The organism is Streptomyces sp. NPDC036822 (genome assembly GCF_055609145.1).
The window spans coordinates 13159-31338 of record NZ_JBVJPY010000007.1 but is presented as its reverse complement, the minus strand read 5'-3'; the positions used below and the strand labels follow the sequence as shown (position 1 = coordinate 31338).

Sequence of the window (18180 nt, the reverse complement as noted above, 5' to 3'; positions counted from 1 at the left end):
GTGCGGCGGGGCGGGCGGGACGTTTCGGCGGGGGGCGGGGGCATCGGGGTCCAGGGAGGAGCAGGGGTGCGGCAGGCCCGCAGGGTACCCCTCAGCGGCCGCGCAGGCGGCGCACGAGGATGCTCGCGTCGCCCCGGGACTCCAGGTCCGCCAGGACCACCGCGACCGCCTCACGGACGATCCGGCCCCGGTCCACGGCGAGTCCGTGCTCGCCGCGCAGGACGAGGCGGGCGTGCTCCAGGTCCATCAGCTCCTCTGCGGAGACGTAGACCGTGATCTTCTCGTCGTGCCGCTCACGCCCGCTGGGCCGCCGGTTCGGGGACCGGCCCCGTCGGCGGGCCGCCGGGGCGACCGGCTTCGCCTGCGGCCCGGACTCCGCGGGCTCGGCCGTCCGGGCCCGCGGCTCCGCCGTCTCCGACCCCGCCGCCGAGTGCTCCGCCGATGCGGAGCCCTCGGCCGCCTCCGGGCCGCTCTCGCCCGCCGGAGCCGGCACGCGGGCCTCGCCCCTGCGCGGCGACGACGCCTGGAGCGCCATCCCCCCGGTCGTACGGAACAGTTCGTCGGCGCCGGGCAGACTCACTCGGCGTGACACCGGGCGAGCACCTCCCTGGCGAGCTGTCGGTAGGCGGCGGCGCCCACGGAGTTCGAGGCGTACGTCGTGATCGGCTCACCGGCGACCGTGGTCTCCGGGAAGCGCACGGTCCGGCCGATCACCGTGTGGTACACGTGGTCGTCGAAGGCCTCGACGACGCGCGCGAGGACCTCACGGCTGTGCACGGTCCGGGAGTCGTACATCGTGGCGAGGATCCCGTCGAGCTCCAGCTCGGGGTTGAGCCGCTCCTGGACCTTCTCGATCGTCTCGGTCAGCAGGGCCACGCCGCGCAGGGCGAAGAACTCGCATTCCAGCGGCACGATGACCTTGTGAGCCGCCGTCAGCGCGTTCACGGTCAGCAGACCGAGCGAGGGCTGACAGTCGATCACGATGTAGTCGTAGTCGTTCAGCAGCGGCTTCAGGGCGCGCTGGAGCGTGGACTCGCGCGCGACCTCACTGACCAACTGCACCTCGGCGGCCGAGAGGTCGATGTTGCTCGGCAGCAGGTCCATGTTGGGAACGGCGGTCTTGAGCAGCACCTCGTCCGCCGACATGCCCCGCTCCATGAGCAGGTTGTAGACGGTGAGGTCGAGCTCCATCGGGTTCACGCCGAGACCGACCGACAGGGCTCCCTGCGGGTCGAAGTCGACGAGCAGCACCCGTCGCCCGTACTCCGCGAGCGCGGCACCCAGGTTGATGGTCGACGTGGTCTTGCCGACGCCGCCCTTCTGGTTGCACATCGCGATGATCTTCGCGGGCCCGTGATCGGTCAGGGGGCCCGGGATCGGGAAGTACGGCAGGGGCCGTCCGGTGGGGCCGATCCGCTCGCGGCGCTGCCGGGCAGCGTCGGGTGCGAGGGTGGCCGCGTACTCCGGGTCGGGCTCGTACTCGGCGTCAGGGTCGTAGAAGTGCCCCTCGGGCACCTCGTCGTAGGCGGCGAAGTGGGTGGACTCTCGGCCACTCTCGTTGCCGGCCGTGGCGTTCACGTGTAGGCCGTCCATCATCTTCATCGTGTGGGCTGTCGTCATGGGCTGATGTGTCGCGAAGGTTCGCACAGCGACGGAGCCGACAGGGTTTCCTGGCTGCCCACCCCCGGGAGTAAATGTCGACTCATTCACAAGTCGTCTTACCTCCTTGGAAGTGACCAGGAACATTTATCGATAGGTCAGCGTGGCACCATGCCGACGGTTGGCGACTCTATGGCGTGTCACCGCTCCGCAGCAACACAATCCGCCGGACCCGGCCCGATGTGTCGGCAACCGAACACCCCTCTGTCAAGGGCGCGCAGCCACGCATCCACACGTTTCGGGGGTGTGCGAAACGGTTAAAGGGTTACGTTCGAGGCGAGTTGAACCGGCCCTTCGGCGTGGCCGGACACACATCCGGCCGGACCTTGGTGCACAAGGTCCGGCCGGATGCATGAGGTTGACGGCGACCCTTGACAGGAAGCCGGTGAGCGTCAGCCGAGGAGGCTGCTCAGCTCGACGTGCGGGAGGCCGTGCGCCTCGGCGACCTCCTTGTAAACGACCTTGCCGTCATGGGTGTTGAGGCCCAGACCCAGCGCGGCGTCGCGGCGCAGCGCCTCGACCCAGCCGTTGTTCGCGAGCGACACGATGTAGGGAAGCGTGGCGTTGGTGAGCGCGTACGTGGAGGTGTTCGGGACCGCTCCGGGCATGTTGGCGACGCAGTAGAAGACCGAGTCGTGGACCTGGAAGGTCGGCTCCGCGTGGGTGGTCGGACGGGAGTCCTCGAAGCAGCCGCCCTGGTCGATCGCGATGTCGACAAGGACACTTCCGGGCTTCATCTTGGCGACGAGCTCGTTGGTGACCAGCTTCGGGGCCTTGGCGCCGGGGATGAGGACGGCGCCGATGACGAGGTCGGCCTCGACGACGGCCTTCTCCAGCTCGAAGGCGTTGGAGACGATCGTCTTCACCTTGGTGCCGAAGATCTTGTCGGCCTCGCGGAGCTTGTTGATGTCACGGTCGAGCAGGGTCACGTGGAAGCCCATGCCGACGGCGATCTGGGTGGCGTTCCAGCCGGAGACGCCGCCGCCGATGACGACGGCCTCGCCGGCGTGGGTGCCGGGGACGCCGCCGGGGAGCACGCCGCGGCCGCCGACCGAGCGCATCAGGTGGTAGGCGCCGACCTGCGGGGCCAGGCGGCCCGCGACCTCGGACATCGGGGCGAGCAGCGGCAGCGCGCGGTTCGCGGTCTCGACGGTCTCGTACGCGATGGCGGTGGTGCCGGACTCCAGCAGGGCGTCCGTGCACTCGCGGGACGCGGCGAGGTGCAGGTAGGTGAAGAGGGTCTGGTCCTTGCGGAGGCGGTGGTACTCCTCCGCGATGGGCTCCTTGACCTTCAGCAGGAGGTCGGCGGTCTCCCAGACCTCGTCGGCGGTGGGCAGGATCTGCGCGCCGGCCGAGATGTACTCCTCGTCCGTGATCGAGGAGCCGACTCCGGCGTTCTGCTCGACGAAGACCTGGTGGCCGTTGCGGACGAGCTCGTGGACACCGGCAGGGGTGATGGCCACGCGGAACTCGTTGTTCTTGACCTCGCGGGGGATGCCGACCTTCATCGTCGATCACGGTCCTTGAATCAGGGGAGGGGATAACTGGGGGCACTGCGATACATACCCGGATGCACCATGGCGCACCGGGACAGACCGCGATCGAACGCGGCGCACCCAGTCTAATGAAGGAGTTCCCGCTGTCTAGCCTTGCAAAGCATTAATCTTCGAGAGGAGCACTGCGGATTTCGTAGGCGGAGGTACCGGTTCCAAGGAGTCTTTCGGCAGCTGAGCGGTGCAGGCGGGCGGCGGCGGGATCACCGAGCCGGTCCAGGGTGTCGGCCAGCCGCAGCTGCAGGGCCGCCTGGAGCCGTACGTCCTGGGCGCGGCGGGCCCACTCCACGGCCTCCTCGCACGTCCGCAGCGAATCCTGCGGACGCCCGGCGTACTCCTGGACCCGCGCCGCCTCGCTCAACGCCCGCGCGTATCCGGGGAGATCGGCCTGGCGGCGGTAGCCCGCGGCGGCGGCGCGCCAGTTCCGCAGGGCCTCGCCGTAACGGCCCGCGTAGGTGTGCACCGCGCCGAGCCGTGCGTAGAGCCGGGCCTGGTCGGCCCGCTCGTCCCGGGCGAGGCGCTGGGCGAGCGCGCGGCCGTACCAGTCGCCGGCGCGCTGCCAGTCCCCCAGCTCCTGGTAGGAGCCGCCTACGGATTCCATCGCGCGGCCGACGGCGTACGGGTCGTTCGCGGCCCGCCCGGCGTCCAGCGCGGCCCGGTAGCGGTCGAGCGCGTCCCGGGTCCGGCCGGTCCTGGCGTCCAGATCGGCCAGATTCAGCAGGGCGGCGGCCCGCTCCCGGTGCAGTCCCCGGCGCTCGGCCACGTCGAGGACCAGCCGGTGCAGCCCGTAGAGGTCCGGGGCCGCCGCCTCGGCCCCCCGGTGGGCGGCGAGCGCCCGGACCAGGGCGGCGACCAGACGGCGGGCCAGGGTGTCGAGCTCCCCGTCGGCGACCGCGAGCCGGGCGGAGGCGAGCAGGACGGGCCTGCGGCTCTCCAGCCACTCGGCCGCGGCGGGCACGTTCGGGAAGCGCAGGGCTCGCGGCAGGCCGGCCAGGTTCCTGCGGGCGGCGGACCCCTCGGGTTCGGTGACGGCGCGGCAGGACTGGAGGAGCCGTACGGTCCGCTCCAGCATCCGGGCCCGGGCGAGCTGCACCTCGGCGGTCCTGTCCCGCTCCTCCAGCTCGGCGCGGAGCAGGGGCACGAGGTGCGCGGGGACCTCGTATTGTCCCCCGTCGCCCTCCCTGACCAGCCCGAGGGCGACGAAGTCGGTGAGCGTGGTGGCGGCCGCGGAGACGGAGCAGCCGGCCAGGGCGGAGGCGGTGTGGGCGTCGGCGCGGCCGAGCGGGGCGAGGCAGAGGAGCCGCAGGGTCCGCGCGGCCGGCGCGGGCAGGGACTCGTGGACGAGGCGGAAGGCGCGGGTCAGCGGGTCGCCCGGGAGCGCGCGCAGCCGCTTGGCGAGATCGGCGACGGACGCCTTGGGGCGGGCGGCGAGCCAGCCGCCGGCGAGGACCAGGGCGGCGGGCTGGCCTCCGCACTCCTCGGCGAGGGTCTCGGCGGCCTGCGGGTCGACGGTGACGCGCACCGAACCGGTGTAGGTGGTGAGCATCTCGATGGCCGACTTGGGGTCGATGCCGCCGAGCGTGCAGGGGCGGACGTCCGGGATGCCGGTGAGGGGGCCCCGGGCGACGGCGACGACCAGGGCGTCGGGGTTGTCGGGGATCAGCGGGTCGACCTGTTCGGCGTCGACCGCGTCGTCGAGGACCAGGACGGTCCGCCGGTCCGCGAGGGCGTCGCGGACCAGTCCGGTCAGCTCGTCCTCGGCGGCGCCGGGGGGTTCGTCGACACCGAGATCCTGGAGCAGGCCCCGGGCCGCCCGGGCGGTGGGGACGGGGTCGCCGCCGGGTTCGGTGAGCCGGGCGCGGTACACCCCGTCGGGGTACCGCTCGCCCAGTGCGGCCACCAGCTCCTCCGCGAGGGCGGTGCGCCCGGAGCCCGGCCGCCCGGCGATCAGCAGGACGCGCGCGCGAGGGGCCTTGCGGCCGGTGAGGGTGTCCAGCCCGGTCCGTTCGATGTCGGCGCGCAGGGCCTTCAACTCCCGCTGCCGCCCGAAGAATCGCCGCACCCCGCCCGCTGTCACCGCCTGATCCGTCACGGGCCACGCTCCCGTCCACCTGCGCACGAGCCGATCCCGCGGGGATCTCCGCGCGGGCGATGCCGAGCGTAGTTCAGGGCATGGTCCCTACCCGGCGGAGCGCGGCGGACACGTCCCCCGATCGGATCAGCAGATCGTCGGACCGCAACCGCCGGGCGGAAGGCGCCGGACCGCCAGGCCTCGGACCGTAACCACCGGGCCGAAGGCGCCGGACCGGACCGCCGGACCGAGGGCTTGGACCGCCGGACCGAGGGCTTGGACCGCCAGGCCGACGGCGCCGGACCGGCCGGGGTGCCGAGTCGGCCCGGCGCCCCGGTCGGCCCGAGGGCTACGCCCTACGCCTCGAACGGACGGGCCGGCCACGGCGAGGTCGCCGGGCGCAGTGTGTCGAGGCCGCCCTCCACCGCGCGCGCGGCCGCCAGCGAGAGGACGCCCACCACGAGGCAGTTGTTGTGCAGCTCCCCCGCGAGGGCGCCGCGGACCAGGTCGTCCAGGGGGACGCGGGCCAGCTCCATGTCGGCCTCCTCCTCGGCGACCTCGAAGCGCTCGCCCTCGGCCGCCGAGAGGTCCCGGGCCAGGAAGATCCGTACCGCTTCGTCGCAGCCGCCCGGCGTCGTGTAGACGTCGGTCAGGACCCGCCAGTCCTCGGCCTTGACGTGCGCCTCCTCGTACAGCTCGCGCTCCGCCGCGTGCAGCGGGTTCTCGCCCGGGACGTCCAGGAGCCCGGCGGGGATCTCCCACAGCTTCATCCGCACGGGGTGCCGGTACTGCTTCAGCACCAGCACCCGGTCCCGCTCGTCGAGGGCCACGACCGCCACCGAACCGGGGTGGACCTGGTAGTCGCGGCGCGCGACCGTGCCGCCGGGCATGACCACGTCGTCCGTGCGGACACTCGTCTTGTTGCCCTGGAAGGGGGTCGTCGTGGCGACGACCTGCCACTCCTCCGGGGTGTCCTGCAACTCCATCTGCGTCCTCCCACACACGAAAAACCGGGGTACGGGATCCCTGAGGACCCGTACCCCGGCAACGTTAGCCGCTGGCGCCTACTTGCCCGTCTTGCGCTCCACGGCGGCCTTGACCAGGCCGGCGAAGAGCGGGTGCGGACGCGTCGGGCGCGAGCGCAGCTCCGGGTGGGCCTGGGTGGCGACCAGGTAGGGGTGGACCTCACGCGGGTACTCGACGTACTCGACCAGCTTGTTGTCCGGCGAGGTGCCCGAGAAGACCAGGCCGGCCTTCTTCTCCAGCTCCGCGCGGTAGGCGTTGTTCACCTCGTAGCGGTGGCGGTGGCGCTCCTCGACGTACGGCTGGTCGGCGTAGACCTCGCGCACGAGGGAACCCTCGGCCAGCTTCGCCGGGTAGAGGCCCAGGCGCATCGTTCCGCCCAGGTCGCCCGCGCCCTCGACGTACGCGAGCTGCTCCTCCATCGTCGAGACGACGGGGTGCGCGGTCGCGGGGTCGAACTCGGTCGAGTTCGCCTCGGGGATGTCGGCGAGGTTCCGGGCGGCCTCGATCACGATGCACTGCAGGCCGAGGCAGATGCCGAGCAGCGGCACCTTGTTCTCTCGGGCGTAGCGGATCGCGCCGACCTTGCCGCTCACGCCGCGGTCGCCGAAGCCGCCGGGGATGAGGATGGCGTCGACGTCGCCGAGCTGCTTCTGCGCGTCGGCGGGCGTCTTGCAGTCGTCGGAGGTGACCCACTTGACCTTGACGCGGGCCTTGTTGGCGAAGCCGCCGGCCCGCATGGCCTCGGTGACCGAGAGGTACGCGTCGGGCAGGTCGATGTACTTGCCGACGAGCGCGACCGTGACCTCGTGGTCGGGGTTGTGGACGCGGTCGAGCAGGTCGTCCCAGGTGGTCCAGTCCACGTCGCGGAACGGCAGGTCGAGCTTGCGGACGACGTAGGCGTCCAGGCCCTCGGTGTGGAGCACCTTGGGGATGTCGTAGATCGACTTGGCGTCGATGGCGGCGACGACGGCGGCCTCGTCCACGTCGCACATCAGCGAGATCTTGCGCTTGATGGCGGTGGGGACGTCGCGGTCGGCGCGCAGCACGATCGCGTCCGGCTGGATACCGATGTTGCGCAGGGCGGCGACCGAGTGCTGGGTCGGCTTGGTCTTCAGCTCGCCCGAGGGGCCGATGTAGGGCAGCAGCGAGATGTGCACGACGAAGACGTTGTCGCGGCCGACCTCGTGGCGGACCTGACGGACGGTCTCCAGGAACGGCAGCGACTCGATGTCGCCGACGGTGCCGCCGACCTCGGTGATGACGACGTCCACGTCGTCGGTCGCCATGCGGCGGATCCGGGACTTGATCTCGTTGGTGATGTGCGGGATGACCTGGACGGTGTCGCCGAGGTACTCGCCGCGCCGCTCCTTGGCGATGACCTGGGAGTAGACCTGCCCGGTGGTGACGTTGGCGGAGCCGTCGAGGTCGACGTCGAGGAAGCGCTCGTAGTGGCCGATGTCCAGGTCGGTCTCGGCGCCGTCGTTGGTGACGAACACCTCGCCGTGCTGGAACGGGTTCATCGTGCCGGGGTCGACGTTCAGGTACGGGTCGAGCTTCTGCATCGTGACCCGCAGGCCCCGCGCCTTGAGGAGCGCACCCAGGCTGGAGGCGGTCAGGCCCTTGCCGAGGGAGGAGGCGACACCCCCGGTGACGAAGATGTGCTTGGTCGTCGTGGTTTTGGGCGGCATCGCCAAGAGGGGGCTCCCGTGGTCGCGTTCTGGAGGTGCGTACCGGCTGCCCCTCCGGAAGAATCGGGGGGTGCCGTCGCTGCGGTTTCGGGGGCCTCGGCTTTCGCCGTTTCCCACCGGTCCACGGGGTACCAGGGTATCAGCGACGAAGGGAGACCGCTTCCGGCCACACGGGGCAGTCGGGTGCCTACGGACGGCTACACCACAGGTCACGACAGCCTCACCCGTTCGGCGCAACGCCGTTACAAGGGCGTTGCCGCGCCTGCTTAGGGTGCGACGTATCCTGCTCGGACACTCCCTGCCGAGCCGAACCGGCCATCGGCAGTACCCCGCCAGTCAACCGGAAGCGTGGAGCTCGTCAACCATCCCTTGACTGCTGGCACCATCTGTAGCAAGCGCCCCGCGGGGCGGACGTGGCCGTTCGACTGGAGATAGCACGTGGCCGGGCGCATCGAGGATTACGCACTCATCGGAGACATGCAGACCGCCGCACTGGTCTGCCGGGACGGCAGCGTCGACTGGCTCTGCCTTCCACGCTTCGACTCGCATGCCGTCTTCGCCGGGCTTCTCGGTACGGAGGAGCACGGTTTCTGGCGGGTGGCACCCGCCGTACCGGACGGCGCCACACCGCCGCCGGCCGACCGGCGCCGCTACGTCGGCGACTCGCTGATCCTGGAATCGGAGTGGGACACGCCGCGCGGCACGGTCCGGGTGACCGATTTCATGCCCCCGCGTGACGGCGCGCCCCAGCTGATCCGGATCGTCGAGGGCGTCTCCGGACGGGTGCCCATGCACTCGGCGCTGCGGATGCGGTTCAGCTACGGCCGGGTGGTGCCGTGGGTGCACAAGGTCGGAGACCGTACGGTCGCCGTCGCCGGGCCCGACTCCGTGTGGCTGGACACCGAGATCGAGACCCACGGCAAGGACCTCACCACCTACTCCGACTTCACCGTCACGCCCGGTGACCGGATCACGTTCACCATCAGCTGGCAGCCCTCGCACAAGGAGCCGCCCGCCCTGCCGGACCCGGAGGGTTCGCTGGAGGCGACGGCCGACTTCTGGCGCGACTGGGTCGCGCACTGCACGTACCACGGCCCGTACCGCGAGGCGGTGGTCCGCTCGCTGATCACGCTGAAGGCGCTGACGTACGCGCCCACCGGCGGGATCGTCGCCGCGCCGACCACCTCCCTGCCGGAGGAGATCGGCGGGGTCCGCAACTGGGACTACCGCTACACCTGGCTCCGCGACGCCGCGATCACCCTGTCGTCGATGCTGCGCACCGGCTACCGCGAGGAGGCGCGTGCCTGGCGGGACTGGCTGCTGCGCGCGGTCGCCGGCGACCCGGAGAACCTGCAGATCATGTACGGCATCGCGGGCGAGCGCGAGCTGGGTGAGGCCGAGCTGGACTGGCTGCCCGGGTACGAGAACTCGGGCCCAGTCCGGGTGGGCAACGGCGCGGCCAACCAGCTCCAGCTCGACGTGTACGGCGAGGTCACAGAGGCCCTGCACCTGGCCCACATGACGGGACTCTCGCGCAACGACTACGCCTCCCTGCTCCAGCTGAAGCTGATCCGCTACCTGGAGACCCACTGGGACCAGCCGGACGAGGGCATCTGGGAGGTGCGCGGGCCGCGCCGCCACTTCGTGCACTCCAAGGTGATGGCCTGGGTGGCGGTCGACCGCACCATCAAGCTGATCGAGTCCGGGGACGCCGACGGCCCGCTGGAGCGCTGGCGGGACCTGCGCGACGACATCCACCGGGACGTCTGCGAGAAGGGCTACGACAAGGACCGCAACACGTTCACGCAGTCGTACGGCTCCAAGGAGCTGGACGCCTCCCTGCTGCTGATTCCGCAGATGGGCTTCCTGCCGCCCGACGACAAGCGCGTCATCGGCACCATCGAGGCGATCCAGCGGGAGCTGTCCACGGAGGACGGTTTCGTGCTGCGCTATCCCACCGCCGGCGAGGAGGCGGGCGTCGACGGCCTGGAGGGCGACGAGGGCGCGTTCCTCGCCTGCTCGTTCTGGCTCGCCGACGACCTGGCGATGATCGGCCGGGTGGACGAGGCCCGCAGGCTGTTCGAGAAGCTGCTCTCGCTCCGCAACGACCTGGGACTGCTCGCGGAGGAGTGGGACCCGCGGCTCCAGCGCCAGGTGGGGAACTTCCCGCAGGCGTTCAGCCATGTCCCGCTGATCGACACGGCGCTGCGGCTGACGGCGAGCGGGGCGTACGGCGGCTGAGCCGCGGGCCGGGGGCGGCCGGGCGGCGGACCGCCGCCCGCCGCCCTACGATGAGATGGTCCTGTCCCCCCTCGGAAAGGGGGGCTTCCCATGGCTCCCCCGCACACCGTTCCCGAAGCCGCCCTCACCGCCCTCCGCGCAGATCTGGCCGGTGAGGTCCTCGTCCCCGGCGATCCGGGCTACGACGAGGCCCGGACGGTCCACAACGCCATGATCGACCGCCGTCCGGCGGTCATCGCCCAGTGCGCGAACCCGTCGGACGTCTCCCACGCCGTCCTCTTCGGCCGCGCGACGGAGCTGCCGATCGCGGTACGCGGCGGAGGGCACAGCGTGGCCGGGGCGTCCGTCGCCGACGACGGCCTCGTCGTCGACCTGCGCCGGATGCACGCGGCGGCCGTGGACCGCGAGGAGATGACCGTACGGGTCGGCGGCGGCGCGACCATGAGCCATCTGGACCGGGCGGCCCAGCCGTTCGGCCTCGCCACCACCGGCGGGCGGGCGTCCACCACGGGCGTCGGCGGGTTCACGCTGGGCGGCGGATCGGGCTGGCTGGAACGGAAGTTCGGCCTGGCCTGCGACAACCTGGTGTCAGCCGAGCTGGTGACGGCGGAGGGCAAGTACGTCGTGGCGAGCGAGCGGGAGAACCCGGAGCTGTTCTGGGCCCTGCACGGCGGCGGCGGGAACTTCGGGGTCGCCACCTCCCTCACGCTGCGGCTGCACGCGCTTCCGGCCATGAGCATGGCCATGCTGTTCTACCGCCCGGAGGCCGCGCCCGAGGTGGGCCGCGCCTTCCGTGACGTGTTCGCGACCGCTCCCGCCGAGGCCGGCGGCGGCATGATCTACTTCCCCGCCCCTCCCGAACCCTTCATCCCCGAGCGCCTGGTGGGCACGCTCGTCTGCGCCGCGCTGATCACGTACGCGGGCCCGGTCGACGAGGTCCACGAACTGGCCGCGCCCCTGCTCGCGCTGCGGCCCGAGGTCGAGGTCGTCACGGACATCCCCTACGCGGATCTCCAGTGCATGATCGACGACCCGCCGGGGCTGCGGAACTACTGGTCGGCGGAGTACCTCGGCGAGTTCCCCGACGAGGCGGTCGACGCCTTCTGCTCCCGCGCGGCGAGGATCCCGATGCCCACCGCCACCCAGCACGTGCTGTTCCCGATGGGCGGCGCGGTGGCGGCCGGCCCCACCGGCTACCCGCTGCCGTGGCGGACCGCGCCCTGGGCGGTCCACCCCTTCGCGACCTGGGAGAGGCCGGAGGACGACGACCGGGTCGTGGCCTGGGTGCGGGACGTACGGGCCGACGCGAGGCCGTGGTCGATCGACGCGGTGTACCTCAACTTCATCGGCGCCGAGGGCGAGCAGCGGGTCGTCTCCGGCTTCGGCGCCGAGAACTACCGCCGACTCGCCGCCGTCAAGGCCGCGTACGACCCCGACAACGTCTTCCGCTTCAACCACAACATCACGCCGGCCGCGGCCGCCTGACGCTCACCTCAGGGCGTCGATCACCTCCCGGGCGGCCCGCTCCCCCTCGGTGGCGCCGCCTTCCATGAAGCCCTGGAAGTCGTAGCTGCAGTGCTCGCCGCCGATGTGGACGTTCCCCTGGGCGGTGCCCTCGTAGCCGGCGTAGCGGTGCAGATAACCGACCGGCCAGCAGGAGTACGCGCCCAGCGTGTGGGGGTCGCGATGCCATGCGGAGAGCTGGGCGCGGCCCGTGTACGCCGCGGAGGTGCCGGGGAAGAAGGCGTCGACGCCCGCGAGGTGACGGGTCACCAGGTCGCGTACGTACGGGTCGGACTCGGTGGAGAACGGCCCCGCCGGGGTGAGCGCCCGGGCGAGGCCGCCGCCGCCGTACTGGATGAGGATGCCGCCCGTACCGCCCTGGATCTTGGTGGTGTCCCAGGTCTGCTGCACGGCCGTGTCGGTGAAGCAGTCGCCGGCCGAGACGCCCGGCCAGGCTCCCTGGCCGCGCCAGGGCCGGGTGGCGAACTGCATGTTGAGCTTGGTGCAGTGCCCCATCCGCGCGTCGCGCAGCAGGTTCGTCATCAGGGGGTCGAAGCCGGCCCGGGTGAGGTCGAGTCCCTTGAGGATCGGCAGCGGGAGGCAGAGGACCGTGTGGTCGGCGGTGACGGTCCGGACGGCGCCGGCCTCGGTGAAGGTCAGCGTCTGGGTGCCGTCCGCGTTGGCCCGTACGGCGGTGAGGGCCCAGCCGTGGCGCAGGGTGCCGGGGGCGAGGGCGGCGGCGACGGCGTTCGGCAGCCGGTCGTTTCCGCCGGTGATGTGGTAGCGCTCGTTGGACAGCCCCCAGATGTTGAAGTGGCCGGGATTGGTCTGGTAGCCCATGAGCAGCACCAGGGCGAGCGAGGACTGTTCGGTGGTGTCGGCGCCGTACTCGACGTTGTAGGCGACGTCGATGAACCGGCCGAGCGGCGAGGAGTGCCCGCCGGGGACCCGGGACTCGATCCATTGGTATATCGACATGTTGTCGAGCGCCGTGCCGGTGGGGGTGGTCCGGTTCCACGTGACCTCCCCCGCCTCGGAGAGGTCTCGGCGCAGGGACTGGTAGACGGCCTTGAAGTCCTCGTCCGCCTGGTGACGGGGGTAGTAGGCGCCGTCGAACCAGAGGACCTCCTCGGCGCCGGTGGGCCCGCCGCCCAGAAAGTCCTCGACGGGAAGGCCGAAGCGGCGGCAGAGCGCCAGCATCTTCTTGTGGCTGGTGTCGATCAGCTCCCCGCCGATCTCCGAGGTCTGTCCGTACGCCCAGTGGCCGCGCTGGGTCCATATGCGGCCGCCGACCCTGGAAGGGTCCGCCTCGTAGAGCGTGGGGGCCAGGCCGGCGTCCTGGAGGGTCAGGGCGGCGGTGAGGCCGGAGATCCCGGCGCCGACGACGGCGATCCGGGCGCCGCTCGCGAGCGTGGGGGCGGGGGCGGCGGTCCGGGTGGCGGCGTGGGCGGCCGTGGGGACGCCGGAACCGGCCGCGAGGCCGACCGCGGCGGCGTACTTCAGGAGGGATCTCCTGCCGACGGCGTCGGAGCCTCCCCGGCCGCCGGCCGAGGGGTCGCCCATCTCGCGTCGTGCGCCGCGCAGCTCGGCCACGGGGATCCCCAGCCGTCGGGCGTCGGCGTGCTCGGCGGCCAGGTTCTTCAGGAGGTGCATCAGGTGGGTGCGTGCCATGGGGCTCTCCTGGGCTGGTGGGTGGAAGGGATCAGCTCGTGGACGCGGCGGCGGGGGCAGGCCGCTCGGGCTCCTCGGAGCGTTCGGTGGCGTCCTCCAGGACGATCCGGCCGATGACCTCGTAGCGCTCGGGCCGCCTGGCCTTGAGGTGGAGACCGAGGCCGAGGCCGCCGAGGAAGACCGCTCCGACGATCCACGGGATCGCCGCGAAGAAGAGGGAGTCGGCGGCCAGTCCCGCGGCCGTCTCCATGTTCATGATCAGCAGCACGACGACGGCGATCATCCCGACGCCGCCGAGCAGCGGCGCGGTGAAGGTCCTGAACCAGTGCCGGTCCTCGGGGTGGTTCTTGCGGAAGTAGCCGATGACGGCGAAGGAGCAGAGGGTCTGGACGATGAGGATCGCCATCGTGCCGAGGATCGCGAGCAGTGTGTAGAGGTGGATGTACGGGTCCTGGCCGGTGAGCCAGAAGGCGCCGACGAGGACGACGGCGATGGCGCTCTGGACGTACGAGGCGATGTACGGCGACCCGTGCCGGGCGTGCGTACGGCCGAGGGCGGGGTGGAGGAAGCCCTCCCGGCCGATGGCGTAGAGATAGCGCGAGGCGCACTGGTGGAACGCCATGCCGCAGGCGAAGGAGCCGGTGAGCAGCAGCCACTGGAAGGCGTCGACGGCCCAGGCCCCGATGAAGGTCCGGGTGGGGGCGAAGAAGAGCTCCAGGGGCGTGGCGGAGGACGACAGCGTCACCGAGCCGGCAAGGCCGTTGCCGGCGATCGCCATCCAGGAGACGTAGATGTAGAAGAGGCCGACGCCGATGACGGAGACGAGGGTGGCGCGCGGGATGACCTTCTTGGGGTCGCGGGACTCCTCCCCGTACATGGCGGTGGACTCGAAGCCGACCCAGGACCAGAAGGCGAAGAAGAGTCCGAGTCCCGCGGAGGCGCCGGTGAAGGCGTTCTTGGGGTTGACGGGCTCGACGGGTATGCCGTCGGGGCCGCCGCCGGAGATCAGCACGGCGGTGGCGACGGCGAACAGGACCGCGATCTCGGCGACGAGCATCACGCCGAGCGCCTTGGCGGTGAGGTTGATGTCGAAGTGCGCGAGGACGGCGGTGACGGCGAGCATCGCCGCCGCGTAGACGATCCACGGCAGGTCCACGCCGAGCTGATCGGCGACGGTGGTCTTGGTGAAGTAGGCGAAGACGCCGACGATCGACGCCTCGAAGACGATGTAGGCGAGGACGGCGAGCATGCCGGAGGCCATGCCGGCGATCCGGCCGAGGCCGTGGGAGATGTAACCGTAGAAGGCGCCCGCGGCGGTGATCCGCTTGGCCATGGCGACGTAGCCGACCGAGAAGACGGTCAGGACGAGCGTCGCGAAGAGGTAGCCGGCGGGGGCTCCGGTGCCGTTGCCGAAGCCGACGGCGATGGGGAGGTTGCCGGTCATCGCGGTGATCGGGGCGGCGGTGGCGACGGCCATGAAGACGACGCCGACGAGCCCGACCGAGTTCGCCTTGAGCCGGTGGACAGCGGGGGGACCTGGAGGGGAGTTCTCTGCCATGGCGGGAGAGCATCCTCCGGGGTGACGTACGCCACAATCGACAGGGGGTCGTGCAAATGGCTCCCGGGGGCGACGAGTTGTCGCCCTCCCGGACGAACTGTCGGGCCCGGTGTCCGCCGGGTGATGTCCCGCGAACGGGGACGCGGGTAGCGTCCGGGCCCATGGACAGTCAGGGCGGGATCACCGTGCAGCGGGCGCTGGAACTGCCCGGGCTGCGCGGCGGGCTCCCGGAGGTCGTCGCCGGCGGGGACCGGCTGCACCGCACGGTGCGCTGGGTGCACGCCGGCGAGGTGCCGAACATCGCGTCGCTGCTCAAGGGCGGTGAGCTGCTGCTCACCACGGGCCTCGGACTCGGTACGCGTCCGGCGGAGCAACGCGCCTTCGTGCGCCGCCTCGCGGACCGGGGCATCGCCGCGCTCGTCGTGGAGCTGGGCCCGCGCTTCTCGCGGCTGCCTGCCACGATCGTGGAGGCGGCCCGGGCGGCGGGCCTGCCCCTGGTGCAGCTGCACCGCGAGGTGCCGTTCGTGGCGGTCACGGAGGAGATCCACACCGAGATCGTCAACGGGCACTACGCCCTCCTGCGGCAGGCGGAGGAGGTGCACCGGCGGTGCACGGAGGCGCTGCTCGGCGGAGGCGGTGTGCCGCAGGTGCTGGGGATCCTGGCCGACTTCACGGCCAACCCGGTCTTCCTGGAGACGGCGGACGGCCAGCTGCTGTACGCGGCGGGGGCCGAGTCGGCGCCCGCGGACCCGCTCCAGGTCTGGGACGGGCTGCGCGGCCAGCGGGCGGCCCGGGAGTCGGGCCCGCCGGCCGGGGCGGTCCTGGTGGACGTGCCGGGCGGCGGCCCGGGCACCGGCGCGGTCCGCGCGCGGCTCGCCCTGCTCGCCGTCTCCGGCCCCCTGTCCCTCGTCCACCGGATGGCGGCGGAGCGGGCGGCGGGCCTGCTGGCGGTCGTCCTCATGCAGGCGCGCCAGGAGGAGGAGCTGGCCGCACGGGGCCGGGGCGACTTCCTGACGGACCTGGCGGAGGGCCGGATCACGCCGGAGGACGCGCCGGCACAGGCGCGGGTGCTCGGCTTCAAGCCGGGGGACGGGCCGCTGCTGCCGGTGGTGATGCGCCTGGCTCCCGAGCTCTCCCCGTCCGGGAACTGGGCGCTGCTCGCCCGGGCGGTGCTGGAGGAGCTGGCGTCGGTGGGCGTTCCGGTGCTGCTGGGCGTGCGTCCCGTCGAGGGCCGGGTGCCGCTGCTGCTGGGCCTGCGGTCGGAGTCGGAGCGTACGGCGGTGGCGGACCGGGTCGCGGCGGCGCTGCGGGCGGGCGTGGAGCGGGCGGGACTCGCGGGAGCGGCACCGGGCGGAGCGTGGGGACGGGCCGGGACGCCCGCGCCGGTGATCGTGGTCGGCATCGCGGGCAGCTGGGCGGCGGCCTCGGCGAGCCTGCGCCACGCGGCGGAGACGGCGACGGCGGCGCAGGGCCTCGGCGACCGCCCGTGGTACGACGCCCGGCGCCTGGACATCGACCTGCTGTTGTGGCGCCTGCGGGACCACCCGGATCTGGCGGCCTTCGTGGACCGCGCGATCGGTCCGCTGCGCGACCACGACCGCACGTCCCGGCCGCCCCTGCTGCCGACGCTGGAGACGTACCTGGCCCACGCGGGCCGCAAGGCGGAGACGGCACGGGAGCTGCATCTGAACCGTCAGACGCTCTACAACCGCCTGGCCCGCATCTCCGAACTCCTCGGCACGGACCTGGACGACCCTCAGACGGTCCTGGCCCTGTCGCTGGCCCTCCGGGCACGGCGGCACACGGCGTAGGCGGCGGGCCGCGGCAGGGGCCGCCCCGTCCCGTGCTCATGCCTGGTGGGGTGCCGGAGTGGCGGCTAGCGTCGCCCCGCCAGTTCGTCGTACACGCTCAGAACGTGCGCGATCGTCTCGTCCTCCGTCGGCCATGTCCGCGCCTGCACCCGGCCCGCCGCCGCGAGGTCCATCCGGCGGTCGGTGTCCTCCAGCAGCCCCCGCACCGCGTCCGCGAGCGCCGCCGCGTCCCCCCACGGCACCAACTCGGCCGCGCCCCCGACCAGTTCCGGGACACCGCCGACCGCCGTCGCCACCAGCGGCACCCCGAGCCGCAGGGCCTCCTGCGCCAGCGGGGAGCGGGCCTCCCACCGCGACGGCAGGACGGCGACGTCGGCGGCGGCCAGCAGCTCCGCCACGTCGTCCCGGCGGCCGATCAGCCGGACCGCGAGGCGCTCGGCCTCGATCCGCCGTTGCAGCGCCGCCCGTTCGCGTCCCTCCCCCGCGATCACGAGCAACGGCTGCGGGTCCAGATCGCGCCAGCGGCGGGCCGCGTCGAGCAGCATCCCGTACCCCCGCTCGGGCTCCAGCGCGCCCACCGCCATCAGCAGGGGCCGGTCCACCGCGCCCAGCTCCGCCCGCGCCTTCCCGTCGTGCAGGCAGACCGGCGCCCGCGAGGCGGGCACGGTCACCGGTGCCAGCCGCGCGTCCCGCGCGCCTCGCCGCCGCGCCCGGTCGACCAGCTCCGAGGACGTCCCGAGCACGACGTCCGCCGTCCGCGCGGTCCTTCGCTCCAGGAGCCGCAGCAGCCCGCCCCGCGCGCCCTCCACGTGGTTGCGGGTGTGCCAGGTCGTCACGAGCGACGGCGCCGCCCGGCCGGCGCCACCCGTCAGGGCCAGCACCGCCCGGACCGAGGCGTGCAGTCCGTGGGCGTGCACGACGTCCGCGCCGACGCAGGCGTTCCGGAGGACCGCGACCGTGGCGGGGTCGTTACGGCGCGGCACGGGGACGAAGCGCGCGCCGGCGCCGATGAAGTCGTAGACGCGATCGAGTTCGGCCGGGGCGCAGACGGTCACCCGCACGCCCCTCGCCACCAGCCCCGAGGCAAGTGATCTGACGTGAGCGCTGCTGCCCGCGCTGCCGCCGCCCAGCACTTGGACCGTACGGAGCTGTGTCACGCGCCCAAGGATGCCAGTCCGTACGCACGTTCCGGCACCGAAGACGCTTCGTTGTCGTGTCGTTCCGGTGTCCGGCGCCGCAACACGCCGAGCCGGATCACCCACACGGGTGAGCACGCCCCCGCGCCGGGCTGACAGCGCACCGGGCTGACAGCGGACGCCACGAAGGCTGCCGTGAGGTGAACGGGCCGCTGCCCTTCCGCGACGGCCGGTGGCCCGGCCAAGGGGGCGGAGAGCCCGCC

General features: G+C 72.4%; 12 protein-coding genes. 3 read left to right on the top strand and 9 right to left on the bottom strand.

All coding sequences use genetic code 11. The features are described 5' to 3' along the window. Positions 1 to 91: 91 nt before the first annotated feature. The 6 genes from ACZ68P_RS18210 to ACZ68P_RS18185 all read right to left on the bottom strand — a co-directional run bounded on the left by ACZ68P_RS18210 (position 92) and on the right by ACZ68P_RS18185 (position 7997). Complete coding sequence (locus tag ACZ68P_RS18210; RefSeq protein ID WP_471007209.1) at positions 92 to 592, bottom strand: hypothetical protein; 501 nt, start codon at positions 590 to 592, stop codon at positions 92 to 94. Beyond that, complete coding sequence (locus ACZ68P_RS18205; RefSeq protein ID WP_365721067.1) at positions 577 to 1620, bottom strand: ParA family protein; 1044 nt, start codon at positions 1618 to 1620, stop codon at positions 577 to 579. The genes ACZ68P_RS18210 and ACZ68P_RS18205 overlap by 16 nt, the downstream gene beginning before the upstream one ends. 431 nt (positions 1621 to 2051) lie before the next feature. Next, entirely contained in the window at positions 2052 to 3167 is a 1116-nt protein-coding gene (gene ald, locus ACZ68P_RS18200) for an alanine dehydrogenase (RefSeq protein WP_365721069.1), read from the bottom strand. Between the two features lie 151 nt (positions 3168 to 3318). Continuing rightward, complete coding sequence (locus ACZ68P_RS18195) at positions 3319 to 5304, bottom strand: AAA family ATPase (RefSeq protein ID WP_471007205.1); 1986 nt, start codon at positions 5302 to 5304, stop codon at positions 3319 to 3321. A 335-nt stretch (positions 5305 to 5639) separates the two neighbouring features. Beyond that, positions 5640 to 6269: an NUDIX domain-containing protein gene (locus ACZ68P_RS18190; protein ID WP_471007203.1), complete on the bottom strand. Its 630-nt coding sequence runs from the start codon at positions 6267 to 6269 to the stop codon at positions 5640 to 5642. A 78-nt stretch (positions 6270 to 6347) separates the two neighbouring features. Then, positions 6348 to 7997, bottom strand: coding sequence for a CTP synthase (locus ACZ68P_RS18185; RefSeq protein WP_471007200.1), 1650 nt, complete (start codon positions 7995 to 7997; stop codon positions 6348 to 6350). A gap of 438 nt (positions 7998 to 8435) precedes the next feature. Between ACZ68P_RS18185 and ACZ68P_RS18180 the strand changes: the two genes are divergently transcribed. Both ACZ68P_RS18180 and ACZ68P_RS18175 read left to right on the top strand, forming a co-directional pair. Further along, positions 8436 to 10238 carry a glycoside hydrolase family 15 protein gene (locus tag ACZ68P_RS18180; RefSeq protein ID WP_471007198.1) on the top strand — a complete coding sequence of 601 codons (1803 nt, stop codon included), beginning with the start codon at positions 8436 to 8438 and terminating at the stop codon, positions 10236 to 10238. Between the two features lie 90 nt (positions 10239 to 10328). Next, positions 10329 to 11723: an FAD-binding protein gene (locus ACZ68P_RS18175; protein WP_471007196.1), complete on the top strand. Its 1395-nt coding sequence runs from the start codon at positions 10329 to 10331 to the stop codon at positions 11721 to 11723. 3 nt (positions 11724 to 11726) lie between these two features. On the opposite strand, the gene ACZ68P_RS18170 is transcribed toward ACZ68P_RS18175, so the two are convergent. Further along, entirely contained in the window at positions 11727 to 13412 is a 1686-nt protein-coding gene (locus ACZ68P_RS18170; protein ID WP_471007194.1) for a flavin monoamine oxidase family protein, read from the bottom strand. Positions 13413 to 13443: 31 nt separating this feature from the next. Then, a complete protein-coding gene (locus tag ACZ68P_RS18165; RefSeq protein WP_471007192.1) occupies positions 13444 to 14970 on the bottom strand; it encodes an APC family permease in 1527 nt (508 codons plus the stop codon). 161 nt (positions 14971 to 15131) lie between these two features. On the opposite strand from ACZ68P_RS18165, the gene ACZ68P_RS18160 reads away from it, so the two are divergent. After that, the gene (locus ACZ68P_RS18160) at positions 15132 to 16781 is read left to right on the top strand and encodes a PucR family transcriptional regulator (RefSeq protein WP_471007191.1); all 1650 of its coding nucleotides are present in this window, start codon (positions 15132 to 15134) and stop codon (positions 16779 to 16781) included. A 65-nt stretch (positions 16782 to 16846) separates the two neighbouring features. Here ACZ68P_RS18160 and ACZ68P_RS18155 read toward each other — a convergent pair whose 3' ends face one another. Further along, positions 16847 to 17938 (bottom strand): glycosyltransferase family 4 protein, encoded by a 1092-nt coding sequence (locus ACZ68P_RS18155; RefSeq protein ID WP_471007189.1) that lies wholly within the window; start codon positions 17936 to 17938, stop codon positions 16847 to 16849. Positions 17939 to 18180 lie beyond the last annotated feature (242 nt).

Excerpts from the sequence above, each read along its gene's own strand:
- ACZ68P_RS18190 (WP_471007203.1), bottom strand. The coding sequence starts at position 6,269 with ATGGAGTTGCAGGACACCCCGGAGGAGTGGCAGGTCGTCGCCACGACG.
- ACZ68P_RS18165 (WP_471007192.1), bottom strand. The coding sequence starts at position 14,970 with ATGGCAGAGAACTCCCCTCCAGGTCCCCCCGCTGTCCACCGGCTCAAG.
- ACZ68P_RS18185 (WP_471007200.1), bottom strand. The coding sequence starts at position 7,997 with ATGCCGCCCAAAACCACGACGACCAAGCACATCTTCGTCACCGGGGGT.
- ACZ68P_RS18170 (WP_471007194.1), bottom strand. The coding sequence starts at position 13,412 with ATGGCACGCACCCACCTGATGCACCTCCTGAAGAACCTGGCCGCCGAG.
- ACZ68P_RS18205 (WP_365721067.1), bottom strand. The coding sequence starts at position 1,620 with ATGACGACAGCCCACACGATGAAGATGATGGACGGCCTACACGTGAAC.
- ACZ68P_RS18160 (WP_471007191.1), top strand. The coding sequence starts at position 15,132 with ATGGACAGTCAGGGCGGGATCACCGTGCAGCGGGCGCTGGAACTGCCC.
- ACZ68P_RS18175 (WP_471007196.1), top strand. The coding sequence starts at position 10,329 with ATGGCTCCCCCGCACACCGTTCCCGAAGCCGCCCTCACCGCCCTCCGC.
- ald (WP_365721069.1), bottom strand. The coding sequence starts at position 3,167 with ATGAAGGTCGGCATCCCCCGCGAGGTCAAGAACAACGAGTTCCGCGTG.